This window comes from Streptomyces rishiriensis, assembly GCF_030815485.1.
In the GTDB taxonomy this organism is placed as follows: Bacteria; Actinomycetota; Actinomycetes; order Streptomycetales; family Streptomycetaceae; genus Streptomyces; species Streptomyces rishiriensis_A.
In genome coordinates, this window is the sequence record NZ_JAUSWV010000002.1 from 2,272,478 (window position 1) to 2,291,639 (window position 19,162).

The following is a 19,162-nucleotide window of genomic DNA, read 5'->3' on the forward strand; positions in this document are numbered from 1 at the left end:
GGGTTAGGCCTGGCGTACTCGCAACGCCCTTGCCAGGTCGTCGAGTTGGTCGATGAGTTTGCGGCGTAGGGCGGGGGTGGGGTCGGCTTGGGTCAGGCACTCCTCGCCCATGCGGAGGGTGTCGCGGGTGACGGCGTGGGCGGGGAAGGCCCAGCGGCCGGCGGCTTCGGCGATGGCGGGGCCGCGGCGGGCGGCGACGGTGACGGCGTCCTGGTAGAAGCGGGGGACGTAGTCGGCGACGAGGTCGGTCTGTTCGGGCTGCCAGAAGCCCTGCGCGGTGGCGGTGAAGAGGTAGTTGGAGAGGGTGTCGTCGTCGAACATGGCGGCCCAGGCGGCGCGTTTGGCGTCGGCGTCGGGGAGGGCCGCGCGGCAGCGGGCGGCGCCTTCCTGGCCGGTGGCGGAGGGGTCGCGGTCGAGTTCGGCGGCGATGGCGCCCTCGTCGGTGGCTCCGAGGACGGCGAGCCGGGCGAGGACGCGCCAGCGCAGGTCGGGGTCGAGTTCGGGGCCGCCGGGGACGGTGCCGTCGGCGAGCCAGGCGGCGATGGTGTCGGGGTGGGCGGCGCCGTCGATGAAGTGGCGTACGGCGATGAGGCGCAGGCCGGGGTGGTCGCCGTCCTCGGTGCGGCGGATGAGGTCGCGGCAGAGGGCGGAGAGGGTGGCGACGGCGGCGGGGCGCTGTTCCGGGGTGACGTAACGGTCGGCGACCTGTCCGGAGGCGAAGGAGAGGACGCCCTGCACGAGGGCGAGGTCGGTCTCCCGGGGGAGGTGGGCGCGGGCGGCGTCGAGGTAGGCGGCGGGGGCGAGGTCTCCGTCGCGGACGGCGTCGCGCAGGGCGTTCCAGACGACGGCGCGGGTGAGCGGGTCGGGGAGGCCGGAGAGGCTGGTGCGGACGGTTTCGAAGGAGGCGGGGTCGAAGCGGATCTTGGTGTAGGTGAGGTCGCCGTCGTTGAGGAGCACCAGGGCGGGGCGCTTGCCGATGGGCTGCGGTGCGCTCTGCGGGATGTCGACTTCGAGGCGTTCGCGCAGGGTGAGGCTGCCTTCGTCGGCGAGGTCGAGATCGTAGAGGCCGGCGGCGACGCGGTGCGGGCGGCTGCCGTGGTGGGCGATGGTGAGGGTGCGGTCGCCGTTGCTGCCGTTGAGGGTGGGGGTGAGGGTGTCGACCCCGGTGGTGCGCAGCCAGGCGTCGGCCCAGGCGTGGACGTCGCGGTCGGTGTGGGCGGCGAGGGAGTCGATGAAGTCGGCGAGGGTGGCGTTGGCGAAGCGATGGCGGGCGAAGTGGGTGTTGATGCCCGCGAGGAAGTCCTTCTCGCCGAGCCAGGTGACGAGCTGGCGTAGCGCGGAGGCGCCCTTGGCGTAGGAGATGCCGTCGAAGTTGAGGAGAGCGGAGGCGGTGTCGTCGACGTTCTCGGGGGCGACGGGGTGGGTGGAGGGGCGCTGGTCGGCGTCGTAGCCCCAGGGTTTGCGGACGACGCCGAAGTCGGTCCAGGTGTCGGTGAAGCGGGTCGCCTCGGTGAGGGTCTGGTAGCCCATGTACTCGGCGAAGGACTCGTTGAGCCAGATGTCGTCCCACCACTGGAGGGTGACGAGGTCGCCGAACCACATGTGGGCCATCTCGTGGGCGATGACCATGGCGCGGGTCTGGCGTTCGGTGTCGGTGACGGCGGAGCGGTAGACGAATTCGTCGCGGAAGGTGACGAGGCCGGGGTTCTCCATGGCGCCGGCGTTGAACTCGGGGACGAACGCCTGGTCGTAGGAGTCGAAGGGGTAGGGCTCCTCGAACTTCTCGTGGTAGCGGTCGTAGCACTGCCGGGTGATCTCGAGGAGTTCGTCGGCGTCGGCGTCGAGGTGGGGGGCGAGGGAGCGGCGGCAGTGGAGGCCGAAGGGGAGCCCTTGGTGTTCGGTGCGCACGGAGTGCCAGGGGCCGGCGGCGACGGCGACGAGGTAGGTGGAGATGAGGGGGGTGGGGGCGGCCTTCCAGCGGCCTTCGCCGAGGTGTTCGGTGGTGCCGTTGGCGAGGACGGTCCAGGCTTCGGGGGCCTTGACGGTCAGCTCGAAGACGGCCTTGAGGTCGGGCTGGTCGAAGGCGGCGAAGACGCGCTGCACGTCGTCCATGAACAGCTGGGTGTAGAGGTAGGTCTCGCCGTCGGTGGGGTCGGTGAAGCGGTGCATGCCTTCGCCGGTGCGGGAGTAGCGCATGCTCGCCCGGACGCGCAGTTCGTGCTCGCCGGCGGTGAGGTTCTTCAAAGGGAGCCGGTTGCCGTCCAGGGTTCCGGGGTCGAGGGGCTCGCCGTCGAGGGTGACGGAGAGCAGTGCCGCGGGCCTGACCTCGACGAAGGTGTCCCCGCCCGCGCGCGCGGCGAACCGGATGACGGTGCTGGACTCGAAGGTCTCGTCGCCGGTCGTCACGTCGAGCTCGATGGTGTAGCGGTGGACGTCGAGGAGCTTGGCACGGCTCTGCGCTTCGTCGCGCGTCAGTACGGACATGAACGACATGCTGCCTGATACCGCTGGCGGGGCACAGGGGCGGATCGGTACGTGCCCTATGTCCCTTCTCGCGCCGGAGCGCCGTTCCGGCCGCGCGTGGGGTGGGTGCGGCGGGTGGCGCTGACGGGCGGCGACGGTCCGGTGACGGCCCGCGAGGCCCGTCCGCGGTCAGTTCGGTGTGGGGGCCGGGCCACTGACGGTGTCCTCGGCGATGCGCTCGTGGTGGCGGATCACCTCGGCGATGATGAAGTTGAGGAATTTCTCGGCGAACGCGGGGTCGAGTTTGGCGTTCTCGGCGAGCGTGCGCAGCCGGGCGATCTGGCGGGCCTCGCGGGCCTGGTCGGCGGGCGGCAGCTGGTGGCGGGCCTTGAGGTGGCCGACCTGCTGGGTGGCCTTGAAGCGTTCGGCGAGCATGTGGACGACGGCCGCGTCGATGTTGTCGATGCTGTCGCGCAGCCGGCCGAGCTCCTCGCGGACGGCGGGGTCGACGTCGGCGGGTCCGGGGGTGTTGCTGGTGGTCATGGGCGTTCACCCTAGTGCGTCCGCCGGGGCTGTCCCGGGGGTGCCTGCCCTTACAGTGGAATCGGATTCTCGGATTCTCGGTCCTCGGCGTCTTGGGGGTACGGGCGTGGCGAACGGCGGGCCGGTCGAGCACGGGTATCCGCACCTGGAGACGGTGCGGGCGGCTGTCACGGCGTTGTACAGGCGGTTGTCGTACGACACCATCCATCAGTTCACGTCGAGTGTGGTCCCGGCGGACGTGGCGTTCTGTGACACCGACGATCTGCATCTGGGGGTGCAGCGGGTGGCGCGTGAGCTGGTGCGGCACTTCCGGTTGCCTCAGGCGCGGATGATCGTCGCGTTCCGTGCGATGGAGCATGCGGCGAACGTGGAACTCACGGCGGGTCCGGAGTACTTCGTGGAGTTGAACGACCGGTTCCGTACGCATCGGCGGGACATCGGCGCGGCGCTGGCGCACGAGATCATGCATATCTATCTGCATCGGGTGGGCCTGTCGTTCCCGGGCACGCGGGACAACGAGATCCTGACGGACACGGCGACGACGTACCTGGGGGCGGGCTGGCTGCTGCTCGACGCGTACCGGGAGGACGCGGCGTCCTCGCAGAAGCTGGGGTATCTGACTCCGGAGGAGTTCGGGTACGTGCTGGCGAAGCGGTCGCTGGTCTTCGGTGAGGATCCGTCGGTGTGGTTCACGAGTGCGCAGGCGTACACGGCGTACGGGCGCGGTCTGGAGCGGGCCCGGGACGACGAGCGGCAGCCTCCGCTGACGGCGGCGGGCTGGGCGGGGCGGCGGCGTTACGCGCGTGATCGCCGGCATGCTCAGGACCAGGGGTCGGCGGCGGCCGGGGACGTTCCGTACCGTTTCGTGCCGGACTCGCCGGGGGCGCTGCGGGTGACGTTCGCGTGTCCCACCTGTCACCAGCGGATCAGGGTGCCGGTGCGGGGGCGGGTGCGGGCGCGGTGCGCGTTGTGCCGGACGGTGCTGGAGTGCGACACGTAGGCCGGTTCACGCGCGTGTGCAGGTGGGTTCCCGGGGGGCCTACGTCCCGTACACGGTGCCGGGCGGCGTCGTGTAAGTCAGTAGTTTCTGTACGGCCTCGCCCGCCTCGGCGGGGGTCAGGCGTGCTCCTTTGTCGGTGGTGGGTCCGGGCCGCCAGCCCTCCATGACGGTGATGCGTCCGCCGTCCGCCTCGAAGACGCGTCCGGTGACGCCGTGGCTCGCGGCGGAGCCGAGCCAGACGACGAGCGGGGCGACGTTCTCGGGGGCCATCGCGTCGAAGCCGTCCTCCGGGGCGGTCATGGTCGCGGCGAAGGTGTGTTCGGTCATGCGGGTGCGGGCGGCGGGGGCGATCGCGTTGACCTGGACGCCGTAGCGCCCGAGTTCGGCGGCGGCGACGAGCGTCAGGGCGACGATCCCGGCTTTCGCGGCGCTGTAGTTGCCCTGTCCGACCGAGCCGAGGAGTCCCGCGCCGCTGCTGGTGTTGATGACACGGGCGGCGGGCGGGCGGCCGGCCCTGGTCTCGGCGCGCCAGTGTGCGGCGGCGTGCCGGAGGGTGAGGAAGTGGCCTTTGAGGTGGACGCGCAGAACGGCGTCCCAGTCGTCCTCGGTCAGGTTGACGAGCATGCGGTCGCGCAGGAAGCCGGCGTTGTTGACGAGGGTGTCGAGGCGGCCGTAGGTGTCCAGGGCGGTGCTGATGAGGGTGGCGGCGCCTTCGGGGGTGGCGATGTCCCCGCCGTGTGCGACGGCTTCGCCGCCGGTCGCGCGGATCTCGTCCGCGACCTGTGCGGCGGGGCTGCGGGGGTCGGGGGTGCCGTCGAGGCCGACGCCGAGGTCGTTGACGACGACGCGGGCGCCCTCGGCGGCGAAGGCGAGGGCGTGGGCGCGTCCGAGGCCGCGTCCGGCGCCGGTGACGGCGACGACGCGCCGGTGGCAGATTCCGCTCATGTCACGTCTCCTTGTTGGCTGTCGCGGCGTCGAGGAAGGCGGGCCGTTCGCCGCCTCCGTGCAGGAGCAGGCTCGCCCCGCTGATGTAGCGGGCCGCGTCGGAGGCGAGGAAGACGGCCGCCGCGCCCACGTCGGCGGGGTGGGCGAGCCGGCCGAGGGGGACGGTGCGGGCGACGGCTTCGACGCCGTCCACGCCGCCGTAGTGGAGGTGGGCCAGTTCGGTGCGGACCATGCCGACCACGAGGGTGTTCACGCGTATCTCCGGCGCCCATTCGACGGCCATGGAGCGGGCGAGGTTCTCCAGGCCGGCCTTGGCCGCGCCGTAGGCGGCCGAGCCGGGCGAGGGGCGGCTGCCGCTGACGCTGCCGATCATCACGATCGAGCCGTGGGCGTGCTTGAGGTGGTCGTACGCGGCGAGGGAGACGGTCAGGGGTGCGAGGAGGTTGAGTTCGATCACGCGCGCGTGCCGTGCGGCGTCGGTGTGCGCGAGGGGACGGTAGGGGGAGCCGCCCGCGTTGTTGACGAGGATGTCGAGCCGGGGCAGGCCGGTGAAGAAGCGCTGTACGGCGTCGGCGTCCCGTACGTCGAGCGGCACGAACCCGGCGGTGTCCGGGGGGTGTTCCGGTGGCCGGCGGGCGCAGACCACGACCTGGGCGCCCGCGCGGGCGAGGGAGCGTGCGATGCCGGCGCCCACTCCGCGAGTGCCGCCGGTGACGACGGCGACCTTTCCGTCCAGCTCCATTCGCTGCTACCTTTCACCTAACAAACGTTTGGTGGAAAGGTAGCTGATGCTTCCATGGGTGTCTCCACCTCGTCCCCCGAGAAGGGGATTTCCGTACTGACCGTCGACGTGCCGCCCGTCAACGCGCTGCCGGTGGACGGCTGGTTCGCGCTGGCCGACGCGGTGCGCTCGGCCGGCCGCGACCCGCGGACCCGGTGCGTGCTGCTGACGGCCGAGGGCCGGGGGTTCAACGCGGGCGTGGACATCAAGGAGATACAGGGGCGGGGGCGGTCGGCGCTGGTCGGCGCCAACCGCGGCTGCTTCGAGGCGTTCGCCGCGGTGTACGAGTGCGAGGTCCCGGTGATCGCGGTGGTGCACGGCTTCTGTCTGGGCGGCGGCATCGGCCTGGTCGGGAACGCGGACGTGATCGTGGCGAGCGAGGACGCCGTCTTCGGCCTGCCCGAACTGGACCGGGGCGCGCTCGGCGCGGCCACCCATCTGGCACGGCTGGTCCCCCAGCACCTGATGCGCGCCCTGTACTACACCTCGCGCACCGTCACCGCGGCCGAGCTGCACGCGCACGGCGCGGTATGGCGGGTGGTCCCGCGCGACGCGCTGCGCGCCGCGGCGCTGGACCTGGCGCGCGAGATAGCGGCCAAGGACGGGGAGCTGCTGCGGCTCGCCAAGGCGGCGATCAACGGCATCGACCCGGTCGACGTGCGCCGCAGCTACCGCTTCGAGCAGGGCTTCACCTTCGAGGCGGATGTCTCCGGGGTGGCCGACCGGGTCCGGGACACCTTCGGCGGGGAGAGGGACGGGAGCAGGCGTGAGTGACAAGACGATGACCGCCGAGGAGGCGGTCGCCCGGCTGGCGAGCGGAATGACCCTGGGCATCGGCGGCTGGGGCTCCCGCCGTAAGCCGATGGCGCTGGTCAGAGCGCTGCTCCGGTCGCAGGTCACCGACCTCACCATCGTGTCGTACGGCGGCCCGGATGTCGGGATGCTCGCCGCTGCGGGCCGGATCCGCAAGCTGGTCACCGCGTTCGTCACCCTCGACTCGATCCCCCTGGAGCCGCACTACCGCGCGGCCCGCGAGCGCGGGGCCTTCGAGTTGGCGGAGGTCGACGAGGCGATGTTCATGTGGGGTCTGCACGCGGCCGCGAACCGGCTGCCCTTCCTGCCCGTGCGGGCGGGGATCGGTTCGGACGTGATGCGGGTCAACCCCGGCCTGCGGACGGTGACTTCGCCGTACGAGGACCAGGAGACGTTCGTGGCCATGCCGGCCCTGCGGCTGGACGCCGCCCTGGTGCACGTCAACCGGGCCGACCGGCTGGGCAACGGGCAGTACCTGGGCCCGGATCCCTACTTCGACGACCTGTTCTGCGAGGCGGCGGACGCGGCGTACGTCAGCTGCGAACAGGTCGTGGACACCGCCGAGCTGACGAAGGCCGCGGCACCGCAGTCGCTGCTGATCAAGCGGCACACCGTGACGGGGGTGATCGAGGCCCCGGGCGGGGCGCATTTCACGTCCTGTGCCCCCGACTACGCCCGGGACGAGGCGTTCCAGCAGCGGTACGCGACGACGCCCTGGCCCGAGTTCGCGGCGCGGTTCCTCGCCGGGGACGAGCGGGCGTACCGGTCGGCGGCCGGGGAGGGGTCATGAGCGGGGTGACGCGCGCCGAGCACTGCGTGATCGCCTGTGCGGAGGCGTGGCGCGGGGCGGGCGAGATCCTGGCCAGTCCCATGGGTCTGGTCCCTTCCGTGGGCGCCCGCCTCGCCCGGCACACCTTCGCGCCGGACCTGCTGCTGACCGACGGGGAGGCGCTGCTCGTCGGTCTCGACGGCACCGTCGAGGGCTGGCTGCCGTACCGGCAGCACCTGGCGCTGGTCACCGGGGGCCGACGGCACGTGATGATGGGCGCGAGCCAGATCGACCGGTACGGCAACCAGAACATCGCGTGCATCGGCGACTGGGCGAAGCCCGTGCGGCAGTTGCTGGGGGTGCGGGGCGCGCCGGTCAACACGCTCAACAACCCGACGAGTTACTGGGTGCCGAGGCACTCCCGGCGGGTCTTCGTCGAGCGGGTCGACATGGTGTGCGGGGTCGGGTACGACCGGGCGGCCGGAGCGCGCCACCACCGCATCCCGCGGGTCGTCTCCGATCTCGGTGTCTTCGACTTCGCCACCCCCGGCCGGTCGATGCGGCTGGCCTCGCTGCATCCCGGGGTGAGTGTCGAGCAGGTCCGGGAGGCGACGGGGTTCGACCTCGTGGTCCCGGACGAAGTGCCGCTCACCCGCGACCCGACGGCGGAGGAACTGCGTCTGATCCGCGAGGTGATCGACCCGCGCACCACCCGGGCCCGGGAGGTCGCCCTCTGATGGAAACGGCGCTCACCCGGCTGGTCGGGGTCCGTCACCCGATCGTGCAGACCGGGATGGGATGGGTGGCGGGCCCGCGCCTGGTGTCGGCGGCGGCCGACGCGGGCGCGCTGGGCATCCTGGCCTCCGCGACCATGACCGTGGACCGGTTGCGGGCGGCCGTGCGTGAGGTGCGGTCGCGCACATCGGCGCCGTTCGGGGTCAATCTGCGGGCCGACGCGGCGGACGCCGGCGACCGGGTGCGGCTCATCCTCGACGAAGGGGTTCGGGTCGCGTCCTTCGCGCTCGCGCCCTCCCCGGAGCTGATCGCCGAGCTCAAGGAGGGGGGTGTCGTCGTCATCCCGTCCATCGGGGCCCGCCGGCATGCCGAGAAGGTCGCCGCGTGGGGTGCGGACGCGGTGATCGTGCAGGGCGGGGAGGGCGGCGGGCACACCGGGGAGGTGGCGACGACGGTACTGCTGCCGCAGGTGGTGGACGCCGTGGACATCCCGGTCGTGGCGGCGGGCGGCTTCTTCGACGGGCGGGGGCTGGTGGCGGCGCTGGCGTACGGGGCGGCCGGGGTCGCGATGGGCACCCGGTTCCTGCTGACCTCGGACTCGCCGGTCCCGGACGCGGTGAAGGCGCGCTATCTGGCGGCGACAGTCCGGGACGTCACCGTCACCCGGGCGGTGGACGGCCTCCCGCACCGCATGCTGCGCACCGCGCTGGTCGACGCCCTGGAGGACGCGGGCCGGGTCAGGGCCCTGATGCGGGCGGTGCGTCACGCGGCCGGCTTGCGGAAGCTGTCCGGCCTCAGCCGGCGGGAGATGGTCCGTGACGGTCTTGCGCTGCGCCACGGCAAGGACCTCTCCTGGAGTCAGGTACTGCTCGCCGCGAACACGCCGATGATGCTCAGGTCCGCGATGGTGGAGGGGCGTACGGATGCGGGGGTGATGGCCGCGGGGCAGGTCGCCGGGGTGATCGACGACCTGCCGTCGTGCGCCGAGTTGGTGACACGGATCATGAGGGAGGCGGAGGAGACGCTCGACTCCGTGCACCGGCTCGGAGCCTCACGATGAGCGTCACGGCCTCACGATGATCGTCACGTCGGCCTGACCGCCCCCTCGCACACGGCCCCCTCCCCCGTTATGTTCTTCGCGGTCCTGCAATGGGGCTGCTGGCCTCCGGGCCCGGTATGACTGTGTCCCCTCTGTCGAAGGAATGACCTGGGGGGTGGTGTCGCCGGGGCCGTGGGGTGCCGTCGGAGACGCTGATGAGAGACCCGGCCACCGCCCGGTCCGGCGCAATGCCGGGCACAGACGTGGGCGGCAGGTCTGCATAACGTGGATGCGCGAGCACGGTGCCACCGCCCTGGCCGGCACGGTCAACGACCTGGAAAGGCTGCGATGTTCGACATCGAAGGCGTGGGCGTCTTCCTCGGGATGGACGTCGGCAAGACCGCTCACCACGGTCACGGGCTCACCCCGGCTGGGAAGAGGGTCTTCGACAAGCCGATGCCCAACAGCGAGCCGAAGCTGCGGGCCGTCTTCGACAAGCTCAAAGCCAAGTTCGGCACCGTCCTGGTGATCGTGGATCAGCCCGCCTCGATCGGGGCTCTGCCGCTGACCGTCGCCCGCGACACCGGATGCGAGGTCGCTTACCTGCCCGGACTCGCGATGCGGCGGATCGCCGACCTCTATCCGGGCGAGGCGAAAACCGACGCGAAGGACGCGGCAGTGATCGCCGACGCGGCCCGGACGATGCCTCACACGCTGCGCTCGCTGGAGCTGACCGACGAGATCACCGCCGAGCTCACGGTGCTGACCGGCTTCGACCAGGACCTCGCGGCCGAGGCCACCCGCACCAGCAACCGGATACGCGGCCTGCTCACGCAGTTCCACCCCAGCCTCGAGCGCGTGCTCGGACCCCGGCTCGACCACCCGGCTGTCACCTGGCTCCTCGAGCGCTACGGTTCCCCGGCAGCTCTGCGGAAAGCCGGCCGCCGCAGACTCGCCGAACTCATCAGGCCCAAGGCCCCGCGCATGGCCGCGCGGCTGATCGACGACATCTTCGACGCCCTCGACGAACAGACCGTCGTGGTCCCAGGAACCGGCACCCTCGACATCGTGATCCCGTCCCTGGCCGCCTCGCTCGCCGCGGTCCACGACCAGCGCCGGGCACTGGAAGCCCAGATCAGCAGCCTGCTGGAGGCCCACCCTCTTCACCCGGTCCTGACCTCGATGCCGGGCATCGGAGTCAGGACCGCCGCAGTCCTACTGGTCACCGTCGGAGACGGGACCGCCTTTCCCAGTGCCGCCCACCTCGCCTCTTACGCCGGCCTCGCCCCCACGACGAAGTCGTCGGGGACCTCGATCCACGGCGAACACGCACCCAGAGGCGGAAACCGGCAGCTCAAACGTGCGATGTTCCTCTCCGCCTTCGCCTGCATGAACGCCGACCCGGCCTCCCGCACCTACTACGACCGGCAAAGAGCGCGCGGAAAGACCCATACCCAGGCCCTCCTCCGACTCGCCCGCCAACGCATCAGCGTCCTGTTCGCCATGCTCCGTGACGGCACCTACTACGAGTCCAGAACGCCCGCCATCACCCTCGCCGCATGACACCCCAAACACCCGCACACCAGGCACCACGTCCTTGACGAAGGACATAGAGACACCCCCCCGGCCCCCTCGCCCCACGGGCCTCACGGCTTCGGCGACCCGCGCCGGACTCCGCCCGCCGGTACGGACGGGCGCCCCGGCATGAGCGTCACAGCCTCTCGATGATCGTCACATTGGCCTGGCCGCCGCCCTCGCACATGGTTTGCAGGCCGAAGCGGCCGCCGGTGCGCTCCAGTTCGTGCAGCAGGGTGGTCATCAGCTTGGCGCCGGTCGCGCCGAGCGGGTGGCCGAGGGCGATCGCGCCGCCGTTGACGTTGACCCTCTCCGGGTCCGCGCCGGTCTCCTTCAGCCAGGCCAGGACGACGGGCGCGAACGCCTCGTTGATCTCGACGAGGTCGATGTCGTGGATCGACAGCCCGGTCTTCTTCAGGGCGTGCGCGGTGGCCGGGATGGGAGCCGACAGCATGCGGATCGGGTCCTCGCCGCGGACGGAGAGGTGGTGCACGCGCGCGCGGGGCGTCAGGCCGTGCTCGCGCACCGCCCGCTCCGAGGCGAGCAGCAGGGCCGCCGCGCCGTCGGAGACCTGCGAGGAGCAGGCAGCGGTGACGGTCCCGCCGTCGATGACGGGCTTCAGCGCGGCCATCTTCTCCAGGGAGGTGTCCCGGCGCGGTCCCTCGTCGGCGGTGACGGCCCCGTGGGCGACGGTCTCTCGGGCGAAGCGGCCCTCGTCGATCGCCCGCACCGCGCGCCGGTGCGAACGCAGGGCGAACTCCTCCTGGTCCTGGCGGCTGATGCCCCACTTCGCGGCGATCATCTCGGCGCCGGCGAACTGGTTCACCGGCCGGTCCCCGTACCGCGCGCGCCAGCCCTCGCTGCCCGCGAAGGGGCCCTGGGTGAAGCCGAGGGGCTCGGCGGCCTGCCGGGTGGCGTAGGCGATCGGGATCTGCGACATGTTCTGCACGCCGCCCGCGACCACCAGGTCCTGGGTCCCGGACAGCACGCCCTGCGCGGCGAAGTGCACGGCCTGCTGCGAGGAGCCGCACTGCCGGTCCACGGTCACGCCCGGCACCTCCTCGGGCAGCCCGGCGGCCAGCCAGCAGGTCCGGGCGATGTCCCCGGCCTGCGGCCCGACCGTGTCCAGGCAGCCGAAGACGACGTCCTCGACGGCGGCCGGGTCGACGGCGGCCCGCGCGACGAGTTCCTTGAGCACATGCGCGCCCAGGTCGGCCGGATGGACCGCGCTCAGTCCTCCTCGGCGCCGCCCGACGGGCGTGCGGACCGCTTCGACGATGTAGGCCTCGGTCATGGTGACTCCCTCACAGGAAAGGGCTGTTCACGTACGGCGATCCCGTCCAGCACCATCGACAGGTACTGCCGGGCGATCTCCTCCGGGCTGTGCTGTCCGCCGGGCCGGTACCAGGACGCGGCGACCCACACGGTGTCGCGGACGAACCGGTAGGCGAGGCGGATGTCGAGGTCGGTGCGGAAGACGCGGTCCGCGACGCCGCGCTCCAGCGTGGACAGCCACGCCTTCTCGAACCGGCGCTGTGACTCCGCGAGGAACGTGAACCGTTCCTGCGTCACGAGCTGCTTGCTCTCCTTCTGGTAGATCGCGACGGCGGCGCGGTGCCGGTCGATCTCCCGGAAGGACTCGGTGACCAGGGCCGCGAGCGTCTCCCGTGGTCCCAGCTCGGCGCCCAGGACGGTGTCGTAGCCGTCCCAGAGCTCGTCGAGGAAGGTCCGCAGGATCTCCTCCAGCATCGACTCCTTGGAGTCGAAGTGGTAGTAGAGGCTGCCCGCGAGCATGCCCGCGTGGTCGGCGATCTTCCGCACGGTGGTGGCGTTGTAGCCCTGTTCGGCGAAGACCTCGGCTGCGGTGTCGAGGAGTTCACGTCGACGCGCGGGCGCCGCGGTCACCTGGGGCTTCTTCTTGGTCGGCACGGACACATTGTGGTCTGCCCCGGTACTCACGCGTGCTGGCTGCTGACGGAGACGACCTCGCCCGTCATGTACGAGGAGTAGCCCGAGGCCAGGAACACGATCACGTTGGCGACCTCCCAGGGTTCGGCGTACCGGCCGAACGCCTCCCGGGCGGTGAGTTCCTCCAGCAGTGGGGCCGAGGTCACCTTGGCCAGGTGCGGGTGCATGGCGAGGCTCGGCGAGACGGCGTTGACCCGCACGCCGTGCGCGGCCGCCTCGACGGCCGCGCACCGGGTCAGCGCCATGACGCCCGCCTTCGCGGCCGCGTAGTGCGCCTGTCCGGCCTGCGCGCGCCAGCCGACGACGGAGGCGTTGTTGACGACGACTCCCCCGCCGGTGTCCCGCATCAGCCGCAGGGCGGCCCGGGTGCACCGGAAGGTTCCGTTGAGGGTGACGTCCAGGACGCGTGACCACTGCTCGTCGGTCATGTCGACGAGTTCCGAGGTCCCGCCGAGACCCGCGTTGTTGACGACGACGTCCAGCCGCCCGTGTTCCCGCACGGCCGTGTCGAACAGGGCCCGCACCTGGCTCTCGTCGGTGACGTCGCACGGCAGGGCGGCCACCGACGCCTCGCCGAACTCCTCGGCCAGTTCGGTCCGGTACGCCTCGAGGCGCCGCGCGTGGGCGTCGCTGATCAGCACGCGCGCGCCCTCTTCCAGGAACCGGCGCGCGGTCGCCCCGCCGATGCCCGCGCCGGCCGCCGCGGTGATCACGGCGCTGCGGCCGGCGAGCAGCGCGTGCCCGGGAACGTACGGCGGACCCTCGACGTTCTTCATGACGGCACGCTAACCTACCAAACACTTGTTAGGGAAGAACGCGCACCCGAGGAGGGCGCCGTGGACCTCGCACACTCCCCCGCCGACGAGGCGTTCCGCGCCGAGGCCCGGACCTGGCTGCGCGCGCGGGTGCCGTCCGAGCCGCTGCCTTCCCTGGAGACCGCCGAGGGCTTCGCCGCGCACCGCGCGTGGGAGGCCGAACTGGCCGCGGCCGGCTGGTCGGTGGTGAACTGGCCGACGCGCTACGGCGGGCGGGACTGCGGGCTGATGCGCTGGCTGGTCTTCGAGGAGGAGTACTACGCGGCGGGCGCACCGGGCCGCGTCAGCCAGAACGGGGTGAGCCTTCTGGCCCCCACGCTGCTCGACCACGGCACCGAGGAACAGCGGGCGCGGGTCCTGCCCTCCATGGCCACCGGCGAGGTCGTCTGGGCGCAGGCCTGGTCGGAGCCGGAGGCCGGCTCCGACCTGGCCGCGCTGCGCGCCGGCGCGGTCCGCGTGACCGGCGGCTGGCGGCTGAGCGGGCAGAAGACCTGGTCCTCGCGCGCGGCCTTCGCCGACCGCGCCTTCGGCCTGTTCCGCACCGGCCCCGACACCCCGAAGCCCCATCAGGGGCTCACCTACCTCATGTTCGACCTGCGGGCCCCCGGAGTCACCGTCCGCCCCATCGGCCGCCTGGACGGGAAGCCGGCGTTCGCCGAACTGTTCCTGGACGAGGTGTTCGTGCCGGACGAGGACGTGATCGGGGAGCCGGGCCAGGGCTGGCGGATCGCGATGTCGACGGCGGCCGACGAACGCGGGCTCACCCTGCGCTCCCCCGGCCGCTTCCTCGCCTCGGCCGACCGCCTGCACGCCCTGTGGGTGGACCGGGGCAGTCCGGAGGCGACCGCGGCCCGTGTCGCCGACGCGCTGATCGGCGCCCGCGCGTACCAGCTGTTCGCCTGTGCGGCCGCCGCCCGCTTCCTCGCCGGGGAGCGGCTCGGCCCGGAGTCGAGCCTGAACAAGGTCTTCTGGTCGGAGTACGACATCGCGCTGCACGAGACGGCGCTGGATCTGCTCGGCGCCGGGGAAGCGGAGGGAGAGGCGGCCGACACCGACTGGTCGCAGGGATACGTCTTCTCCCTGGCCGGCCCGATCTACGCGGGCACGAACGAGATCCAGCGCGACATCGTCGCCGAGCAACTGCTCGGCCTGCCGAGGGGACGCCGCCGATGACTTCGCCCAGGCCGGCTCCGCCGGCGATGCGCTTCCTCCCGGACGCCGAGCAGCGGGCGTTCGCCCGGTCGCTGGACGCGATGCTGGGCGCGGCCGACACTCCCGGCGTGATCCGCGACTGGAGCCGGGGCGAGCGGGCGGGGGGCCTCGCCCTGTGGTCGCGGATCGCCGAGGCCGGCGTGTTCGCCCTGGCGGTCCCCGAGGCGTACGGGGGTCTGGGGCCCCGGCCGGTGGACCTGGCCGTCGCCTTCGTGGAGCTGGGGCGGCACGCGGTGCCGGGTCCGCTGGCGGAAACGGTCGCCGTGGCGGCCCTGCTGCTCGACCCGGGCCCCGCCGAGCGGTTCCTCCCCGCTCTGGCCGCGGGCGAGGCGATGGCCACGCTGGCACCCGAGGGCTCGTACGCCGTGGACGGAGACGCGGCGACGATACGGCTGACGTCGGCCGCCGACGGCCTGCGGCTGGCCCCCGGTCACGGTCCGGTGCGCGCCTCCCTCGACCCCGCCCGTCGCCTCACCCGCCTGGCGGCGGGGGGCGAGCTGCTCGTCCCGGACCCGCCCATGGACGATGCCCTGCGCTGGGCCCGGCTGGCCACCGCGGCGCAGGCCCTCGGAGTGGGTCTGGCACTGCTGGAGCGGACGGTGGCGTACGTCGGGCAGCGCGTCCAGTTCGGCGTCCCCGTCGGCTCGTTCCAGGCGGTCAAGCACCGGCTGGCGGACGCGAAGATCGCGTTGGAGTTCGCCCGCCCCCTGGTCCTGGGCGCCGCCATGACGATGAGCCCGGCGGATGTCGCCGCCGCCAAGGTCAGTGCCTGCGAGGCGGCGTACACGACCGCGCGCACAGCGCTCCAGCTGCACGGCGCGATCGGCTACACGGCGGAGTACGACCTGTCGCTCTGGCTCACCAAGGCCCGCGCCCTGCGCACGGCCTGGGGCACCCCGGACGAGTGCCGGGCGGAGGTCCTGCGCGGCCGCGCGTAGCCTCAGCCCGTCACCTTGGCGACGAACGCGGCGAGGTTCGCCACGGTCCGCCCGATCTTCTCCTCCAGCGTGATCGTCTCGGGCAGCCGCGCCCCCACCCCCGCGTCCCGCTTGCCCCGCACGTACAGCGAGCAGGCCAGGTCGCTGCAGATGTAGGCGCCCACCGAGTTGCCCTGCTGGCCGGCCCGGCCCGCCTTCGGCGCGACCATCAACGAGACACCGCCGGAGTGGGTGGTCAGGCACATCGTGCACATGCTGCGCCGCGCCTGCCACGAGCCGGCGGTGGAGGAGCGCAGCGCGAGCGCCTGCGGCCGGCCGTCCAGCTCGACGGCGAGGTAGGCCCGGTCGGGGGCCTGCGGATCCCGCCAGCCGAGGTAGTCCAGGTCGTCCCAGGGCCGGTCTGCGAGGTCCCGGGGGACGGCCAGACGTCTGGCCTCGCCCTTGGTGCAGTTGACGAACGCGGCACGGATCTCTTGCTCGGTGAGCGGCTTCATATAACGCAGGCTAATTTGCCTAAAGCTTTTAGGCAAACGCATAATGTCCATCGGTTACGAGGCGCGGATCACGGCACGGACGAACCACGGACGGCACGGAGGATGGCCATGGGGCGAGTGGGGCTGAGCACGGATCGTCTGGTCCGGGCGGGCGCGGAACTGGCCGACGAGGTCGGGTTCGACCAGGTGACCGTCTCGGCGCTCGCCCGGCGCTTCGACGTCAAGGTCGCGAGCCTCTACTCGCACGTGAAGAACTCCGACGACCTCAGAACCCGGATCGCCCTGCTCGCCCTGGAGGAGCTCGCCGACCGGGGCGACCTCGCGCTGGCCGGGCGGGCCGGCAAGGACGCCCTGACCGCCCTGGCCGACGTCTATCGCGACTACGCCCGCGAACACCCCGGCCGCTACGCCGCGGCCCAGCTGCGACTCGACCCGGAGGCGGCGGCCGCGAGCGCCGGCCCCCGGCACGCCGGTATGACCCGGGCGATCCTGCGCGGCTACGACCTCACCGAACCGGACCAGACCCACGCCGTCCGCCTTCTGGGCAGCGTCTTCCACGGCTACGTCACCCTGGAACTCGGCGGCGGATTCAGCCACAGCGCCCCCGACACCCAGGAGACCTGGACCAGGATCCTCGACGCCCTCGACACCCTGCTGCGCAACTGGCCGCCCACGAACTGACCGGACCGGCGGCCGGACAGAGGCAGACAGACGGACAAGGACAGCCCGCGCCCGGCGGCGGCGGTCCGGGGCCGACGGGGTTCAGGGGGCCGCGGTCACACAGTAAGGCCGACGACCGCCGTCGGGCCCCGCGCGTGCAGCACGGCGTCCTCCCCGGTGAGCAGGAGCGCGTCGTGACGGGCGAGCCGCACCCCGTCGACATCGGCGGACCCGCCCTCGTCGAGGGCGACGATCAGCGCGTGCGCCGCCCGCAGCCGGAGCCGACCGCGTACGACCGCGACGGTCGGAGCCGAAACACCGCCGCGCCACATCACGTTGAGATTGACGACGGGTCCGTCCAGCAACCGGCAGTCGGTGGGCTCGTCGCCCGGGAAGTCGTGGGGCACGTGCCGTGCGTCGACGAGCCGTCGCCGCCCGCCCACGGTCAGGTCCATGCCCGCGCCCTCGACCAGCGTCAGCGTCCGCTGCACCGCGGGGAACACGGAGAAGGGGCCGTCCGCGGCGACCTCGGCCAGGCTGACCCGCCAGGTGAAGGCGGCCATGCCCGCCCCGGCCGGGGAGCAGGCGATCTCACGGGTCGTCCCGCCGCCGTTCTTCCAGGCCGTGGCCGCGCGCCCGGCGGCGGGCAGCAGCACGGTCACCGGATGATCCCCTGCGCCCGGGCCGCCCTCAGCCACGTCGGGAACTCGCCCACCAGCCGGTCGTACAGCTCCGCGTCCGAGACCTTCCGGGGATCCGAACCGACGTGGAAGAAACCGGCGTTGTCGACCGCTCGCTTCGCCGGCACCGGCAGTTCGTCGAGCTTGCGCAGAAAGTCGAACTGCTTGCTGCCCCGGTCGCCGAAGCCGATGAACTGCCAGAACAGGGGCAGCTTCGACGCCTTGCAGAGGTAGCGTTCGGCGGCGAGCTTGCTGATCGGGCCGCCGTCCGTCTGGAAGACGACGAGCGCGGGATCCTTCGACCCGCTGTCGAGGTAGTGGTCGATGACCGCGTCCATGGCGAGGTGGTAACTGGTCTTGCCCATGTGCCCGAGCCCGGCCACGATCCGGTCCACCCGCCCCTGGTGGTCGGCGAGGGCGATGTCGGTGACGGCGTCGACGTCGGTGGAGAAGAAGACGACCGGCACCCGGCCGTCGTCGTCGAGGTGCGCGGACAGGCCCAGCACCCGGTCGGCGAGCGCCTGCACACTGCCGTCCTGGTAGTACGGCTTCATCGACCCCGAGTAGTCGACGACGAGATAGACGGCGGCCCGCTGCCCGGCGAGGCCGTGCTCGGCGAGGGACACCCCGGCGCTCTTGTAGAGGTTGACCAGCGCGGGTGCGGTCTCCTGGACCTTGGTGAGACTGATCGCGACCATGGCGCACAGCCTCCCACACCCACCGGCTCCCGCCCTTTTGTTCGTTCGCCGACCAATGAGGATGGAATGACAAAGAACGCGACATTCCCGCTCTAGGGTTGCGCCATGAAACGTGCCGCCGCCCTGGTCTGCGCCGCCGTAGCGTCGACGGTGTATCTGTTCACTCCTGCCCAGCTCGCCCAGCCGACCACCGACGTCCGGGCGAGCACACCGGGGCTCACCGCCCCGACCCAGAAGGAGCTGGCCCAGAAGATCGTGGCGAGCGCCGAGAACGGGACCCTGAACTGGCGCAGCGCGTACGGCTATGTCGAGGACATCGGTGACGGACAGGGCTACACGGCGGGCCTGATCGGCTTCTGCACCGGCACGCACGATCTGCTCACCCTCGTCGAGCGCTACACGCGCGACCACCCGGGCAACGCCCTCGCCCCGTACCTCCCCGCCCTGCGCCGGGTCGACGGCACGGCCTCGCACGCCGGTCTCGACCCCGGTTTCCCGGCCGCCTGGCGGGCGGAGTCGAGGGCCGCGGCGTTCCGGGCCGCCCAGGACGTCGAGCGCGACCGCGTCTACTTCGAGCCGGCGGTCCACCGGGGCCGGGTCGACGGCCTCGGCGCGCTGGGCCAGTTCATCTACTACGACGCCCTGGTCTTCCACGGCCCGGGCGCCGGCCCGACCAGCTTCGACGGCATCCGTGCGTCCGCGATGCGACAGGTCCGCACCCCCGCGCAGGGCGGCAAGGAGACCGACTACCTCGAAGCCTTCCTCGACGCCCGCCGCCGCGCCATGCTGACGCGGCACCCCGGGACCGACACCTCGCGCGTGGACACGACCCAGCGCCGGTTCCTGCGCGAGGGCAACCTCGGTCTGCGCCCGCCGCTGCGGTGGCAGGTGTACGGGGAGACGTACCTGGTGCCCTAGACGGGTCACGCGTACCGGCACGAGGGTCCGCCCGCACGCCGGTCCGCCCGCAGGCCGGTGGGCGGACATGCGGCGGCGCCTGCCCGGTCGTCCGGTCGGGGACTGTGGGGCAGGCG

At 72.2% G+C, this 19,162-nt stretch carries 20 protein-coding genes; 10 read left to right on the top strand and 10 right to left on the bottom strand.

All coding sequences use genetic code 11. The annotated features are described in order from the left end of the window. Window positions 1–3: 3 nt before the first annotated feature. Both pepN and QF030_RS12615 read right to left on the bottom strand, forming a co-directional pair. Window positions 4–2,484 (bottom strand): aminopeptidase N, encoded by a 2,481-nt coding sequence (pepN, locus tag QF030_RS12610; RefSeq protein ID WP_307162752.1) that lies wholly within the window; start codon window positions 2,482–2,484, stop codon window positions 4–6. Between the two features lie 168 nt (window positions 2,485–2,652). Further along, the gene (locus QF030_RS12615; protein ID WP_307162753.1) at window positions 2,653–3,006 is read right to left on the bottom strand and encodes a chorismate mutase; all 354 of its coding nucleotides are present in this window, start codon (window positions 3,004–3,006) and stop codon (window positions 2,653–2,655) included. A gap of 106 nt (window positions 3,007–3,112) precedes the next feature. Here QF030_RS12615 and QF030_RS12620 point away from each other — a divergent pair, with 106 nt between their 5' ends. Continuing rightward, entirely contained in the window at window positions 3,113–4,006 is an 894-nt protein-coding gene (locus QF030_RS12620; protein WP_307162754.1) for a hypothetical protein, read from the top strand. 39 nt (window positions 4,007–4,045) lie between these two features. Here the strand turns inward: QF030_RS12620 and QF030_RS12625 are convergent, their stop codons facing one another. Together QF030_RS12625 and QF030_RS12630 are read right to left on the bottom strand one after the other, a co-directional pair. Beyond that, window positions 4,046–4,951, bottom strand: a complete 906-nt coding sequence (locus QF030_RS12625) for an SDR family oxidoreductase (RefSeq protein WP_307162755.1) — start codon at window positions 4,949–4,951, stop codon at window positions 4,046–4,048. A 1-nt stretch (window position 4,952) separates the two neighbouring features. After that, window positions 4,953–5,693 carry an SDR family oxidoreductase gene (locus QF030_RS12630; RefSeq protein ID WP_307162756.1) on the bottom strand — a complete coding sequence of 247 codons (741 nt, stop codon included), beginning with the start codon at window positions 5,691–5,693 and terminating at the stop codon, window positions 4,953–4,955. A 54-nt stretch (window positions 5,694–5,747) separates the two neighbouring features. Here QF030_RS12630 and QF030_RS12635 point away from each other — a divergent pair, with 54 nt between their 5' ends. From QF030_RS12635 to QF030_RS12655, 5 genes are all read left to right on the top strand, one after another. Next, window positions 5,748–6,506, top strand: a complete 759-nt coding sequence (locus tag QF030_RS12635; protein WP_307162757.1) for an enoyl-CoA hydratase family protein — start codon at window positions 5,748–5,750, stop codon at window positions 6,504–6,506. Further along, complete coding sequence (locus QF030_RS12640) at window positions 6,499–7,335, top strand: CoA transferase subunit A (RefSeq protein WP_307162758.1); 837 nt, start codon at window positions 6,499–6,501, stop codon at window positions 7,333–7,335. The genes QF030_RS12635 and QF030_RS12640 overlap by 8 nt, the downstream gene beginning before the upstream one ends. Then, window positions 7,332–8,051 carry a CoA-transferase subunit beta gene (locus tag QF030_RS12645; protein ID WP_307162759.1) on the top strand — a complete coding sequence of 240 codons (720 nt, stop codon included), beginning with the start codon at window positions 7,332–7,334 and terminating at the stop codon, window positions 8,049–8,051. The genes QF030_RS12640 and QF030_RS12645 overlap by 4 nt, the downstream gene beginning before the upstream one ends. Next, window positions 8,051–9,109: an NAD(P)H-dependent flavin oxidoreductase gene (locus QF030_RS12650; RefSeq protein ID WP_307162760.1), complete on the top strand. Its 1,059-nt coding sequence runs from the start codon at window positions 8,051–8,053 to the stop codon at window positions 9,107–9,109. The genes QF030_RS12645 and QF030_RS12650 overlap by 1 nt, the downstream gene beginning before the upstream one ends. A 327-nt stretch (window positions 9,110–9,436) precedes the next feature. After that, complete coding sequence (locus QF030_RS12655; protein WP_307161152.1) at window positions 9,437–10,651, top strand: IS110 family transposase; 1,215 nt, start codon at window positions 9,437–9,439, stop codon at window positions 10,649–10,651. A 148-nt stretch (window positions 10,652–10,799) separates the two neighbouring features. On the opposite strand, the gene QF030_RS12660 is transcribed toward QF030_RS12655, so the two are convergent. The 3 genes from QF030_RS12660 to QF030_RS12670 are packed head-to-tail and all read right to left on the bottom strand — an operon-like array spanning window position 10,800 to window position 13,407. Continuing rightward, the gene (locus QF030_RS12660; RefSeq protein ID WP_307162761.1) at window positions 10,800–11,957 is read right to left on the bottom strand and encodes an acetyl-CoA C-acetyltransferase; all 1,158 of its coding nucleotides are present in this window, start codon (window positions 11,955–11,957) and stop codon (window positions 10,800–10,802) included. Then, entirely contained in the window at window positions 11,954–12,592 is a 639-nt protein-coding gene (locus QF030_RS12665) for a TetR/AcrR family transcriptional regulator (RefSeq protein ID WP_307162762.1), read from the bottom strand. Before QF030_RS12665 ends, QF030_RS12660 begins: the two co-directional genes overlap by 4 nt. A gap of 26 nt (window positions 12,593–12,618) precedes the next feature. Then, the gene (locus tag QF030_RS12670) at window positions 12,619–13,407 is read right to left on the bottom strand and encodes an SDR family oxidoreductase (protein ID WP_307162763.1); all 789 of its coding nucleotides are present in this window, start codon (window positions 13,405–13,407) and stop codon (window positions 12,619–12,621) included. Between the two features lie 60 nt (window positions 13,408–13,467). Here QF030_RS12670 and QF030_RS12675 point away from each other — a divergent pair, with 60 nt between their 5' ends. Next, on the top strand, window positions 13,468–14,619 hold the full coding sequence (locus QF030_RS12675) for an acyl-CoA dehydrogenase family protein (RefSeq protein WP_307162764.1): 1,152 nt from the start codon (window positions 13,468–13,470) through the stop codon (window positions 14,617–14,619). A gap of 26 nt (window positions 14,620–14,645) precedes the next feature. Then, window positions 14,646–15,596: an acyl-CoA dehydrogenase family protein gene (locus tag QF030_RS12680; protein ID WP_307167550.1), complete on the top strand. Its 951-nt coding sequence runs from the start codon at window positions 14,646–14,648 to the stop codon at window positions 15,594–15,596. A gap of 2 nt (window positions 15,597–15,598) precedes the next feature. On the opposite strand, the gene QF030_RS12685 is transcribed toward QF030_RS12680, so the two are convergent. Next, a complete protein-coding gene (locus QF030_RS12685; RefSeq protein ID WP_307162765.1) occupies window positions 15,599–16,090 on the bottom strand; it encodes an FBP domain-containing protein in 492 nt (163 codons plus the stop codon). A 108-nt stretch (window positions 16,091–16,198) separates the two neighbouring features. Between QF030_RS12685 and QF030_RS12690 the strand changes: the two genes are divergently transcribed. Next, window positions 16,199–16,771 carry a TetR/AcrR family transcriptional regulator gene (locus QF030_RS12690; protein WP_307162766.1) on the top strand — a complete coding sequence of 191 codons (573 nt, stop codon included), beginning with the start codon at window positions 16,199–16,201 and terminating at the stop codon, window positions 16,769–16,771. Window positions 16,772–16,866: 95 nt separating this feature from the next. Here QF030_RS12690 and QF030_RS12695 read toward each other — a convergent pair whose 3' ends face one another. Both QF030_RS12695 and QF030_RS12700 read right to left on the bottom strand, forming a co-directional pair. Next, entirely contained in the window at window positions 16,867–17,412 is a 546-nt protein-coding gene (locus QF030_RS12695; RefSeq protein ID WP_307162767.1) for a HutD/Ves family protein, read from the bottom strand. Further along, window positions 17,409–18,128 carry a vWA domain-containing protein gene (locus tag QF030_RS12700; protein ID WP_307162768.1) on the bottom strand — a complete coding sequence of 240 codons (720 nt, stop codon included), beginning with the start codon at window positions 18,126–18,128 and terminating at the stop codon, window positions 17,409–17,411. Before QF030_RS12700 ends, QF030_RS12695 begins: the two co-directional genes overlap by 4 nt. A 105-nt stretch (window positions 18,129–18,233) precedes the next feature. On the opposite strand from QF030_RS12700, the gene QF030_RS12705 reads away from it, so the two are divergent. Beyond that, on the top strand, window positions 18,234–19,046 hold the full coding sequence (locus QF030_RS12705; RefSeq protein WP_307162769.1) for a chitosanase: 813 nt from the start codon (window positions 18,234–18,236) through the stop codon (window positions 19,044–19,046). Window positions 19,047–19,162 lie beyond the last annotated feature (116 nt).

Excerpts from the sequence above, each read along its gene's own strand:
- QF030_RS12700 (WP_307162768.1), bottom strand. The coding sequence starts at position 18,128 with ATGGTCGCGATCAGTCTCACCAAGGTCCAGGAGACCGCACCCGCGCTG.
- QF030_RS12630 (WP_307162756.1), bottom strand. The coding sequence starts at position 5,693 with ATGGAGCTGGACGGAAAGGTCGCCGTCGTCACCGGCGGCACTCGCGGA.
- QF030_RS12680 (WP_307167550.1), top strand. The coding sequence starts at position 14,646 with ATGCGCTTCCTCCCGGACGCCGAGCAGCGGGCGTTCGCCCGGTCGCTG.
- QF030_RS12705 (WP_307162769.1), top strand. The coding sequence starts at position 18,234 with ATGAAACGTGCCGCCGCCCTGGTCTGCGCCGCCGTAGCGTCGACGGTG.
- QF030_RS12635 (WP_307162757.1), top strand. The coding sequence starts at position 5,748 with ATGGGTGTCTCCACCTCGTCCCCCGAGAAGGGGATTTCCGTACTGACC.
- QF030_RS12660 (WP_307162761.1), bottom strand. The coding sequence starts at position 11,957 with ATGACCGAGGCCTACATCGTCGAAGCGGTCCGCACGCCCGTCGGGCGG.
- pepN (WP_307162752.1), bottom strand. The coding sequence starts at position 2,484 with ATGTCCGTACTGACGCGCGACGAAGCGCAGAGCCGTGCCAAGCTCCTC.
- QF030_RS12655 (WP_307161152.1), top strand. The coding sequence starts at position 9,437 with ATGTTCGACATCGAAGGCGTGGGCGTCTTCCTCGGGATGGACGTCGGC.
- QF030_RS12650 (WP_307162760.1), top strand. The coding sequence starts at position 8,051 with ATGGAAACGGCGCTCACCCGGCTGGTCGGGGTCCGTCACCCGATCGTG.
- QF030_RS12625 (WP_307162755.1), bottom strand. The coding sequence starts at position 4,951 with ATGAGCGGAATCTGCCACCGGCGCGTCGTCGCCGTCACCGGCGCCGGA.
- QF030_RS12685 (WP_307162765.1), bottom strand. The coding sequence starts at position 16,090 with ATGAAGCCGCTCACCGAGCAAGAGATCCGTGCCGCGTTCGTCAACTGC.
- QF030_RS12670 (WP_307162763.1), bottom strand. The coding sequence starts at position 13,407 with ATGAAGAACGTCGAGGGTCCGCCGTACGTTCCCGGGCACGCGCTGCTC.
- QF030_RS12645 (WP_307162759.1), top strand. The coding sequence starts at position 7,332 with ATGAGCGGGGTGACGCGCGCCGAGCACTGCGTGATCGCCTGTGCGGAG.
- QF030_RS12690 (WP_307162766.1), top strand. The coding sequence starts at position 16,199 with ATGGGGCGAGTGGGGCTGAGCACGGATCGTCTGGTCCGGGCGGGCGCG.
- QF030_RS12615 (WP_307162753.1), bottom strand. The coding sequence starts at position 3,006 with ATGACCACCAGCAACACCCCCGGACCCGCCGACGTCGACCCCGCCGTC.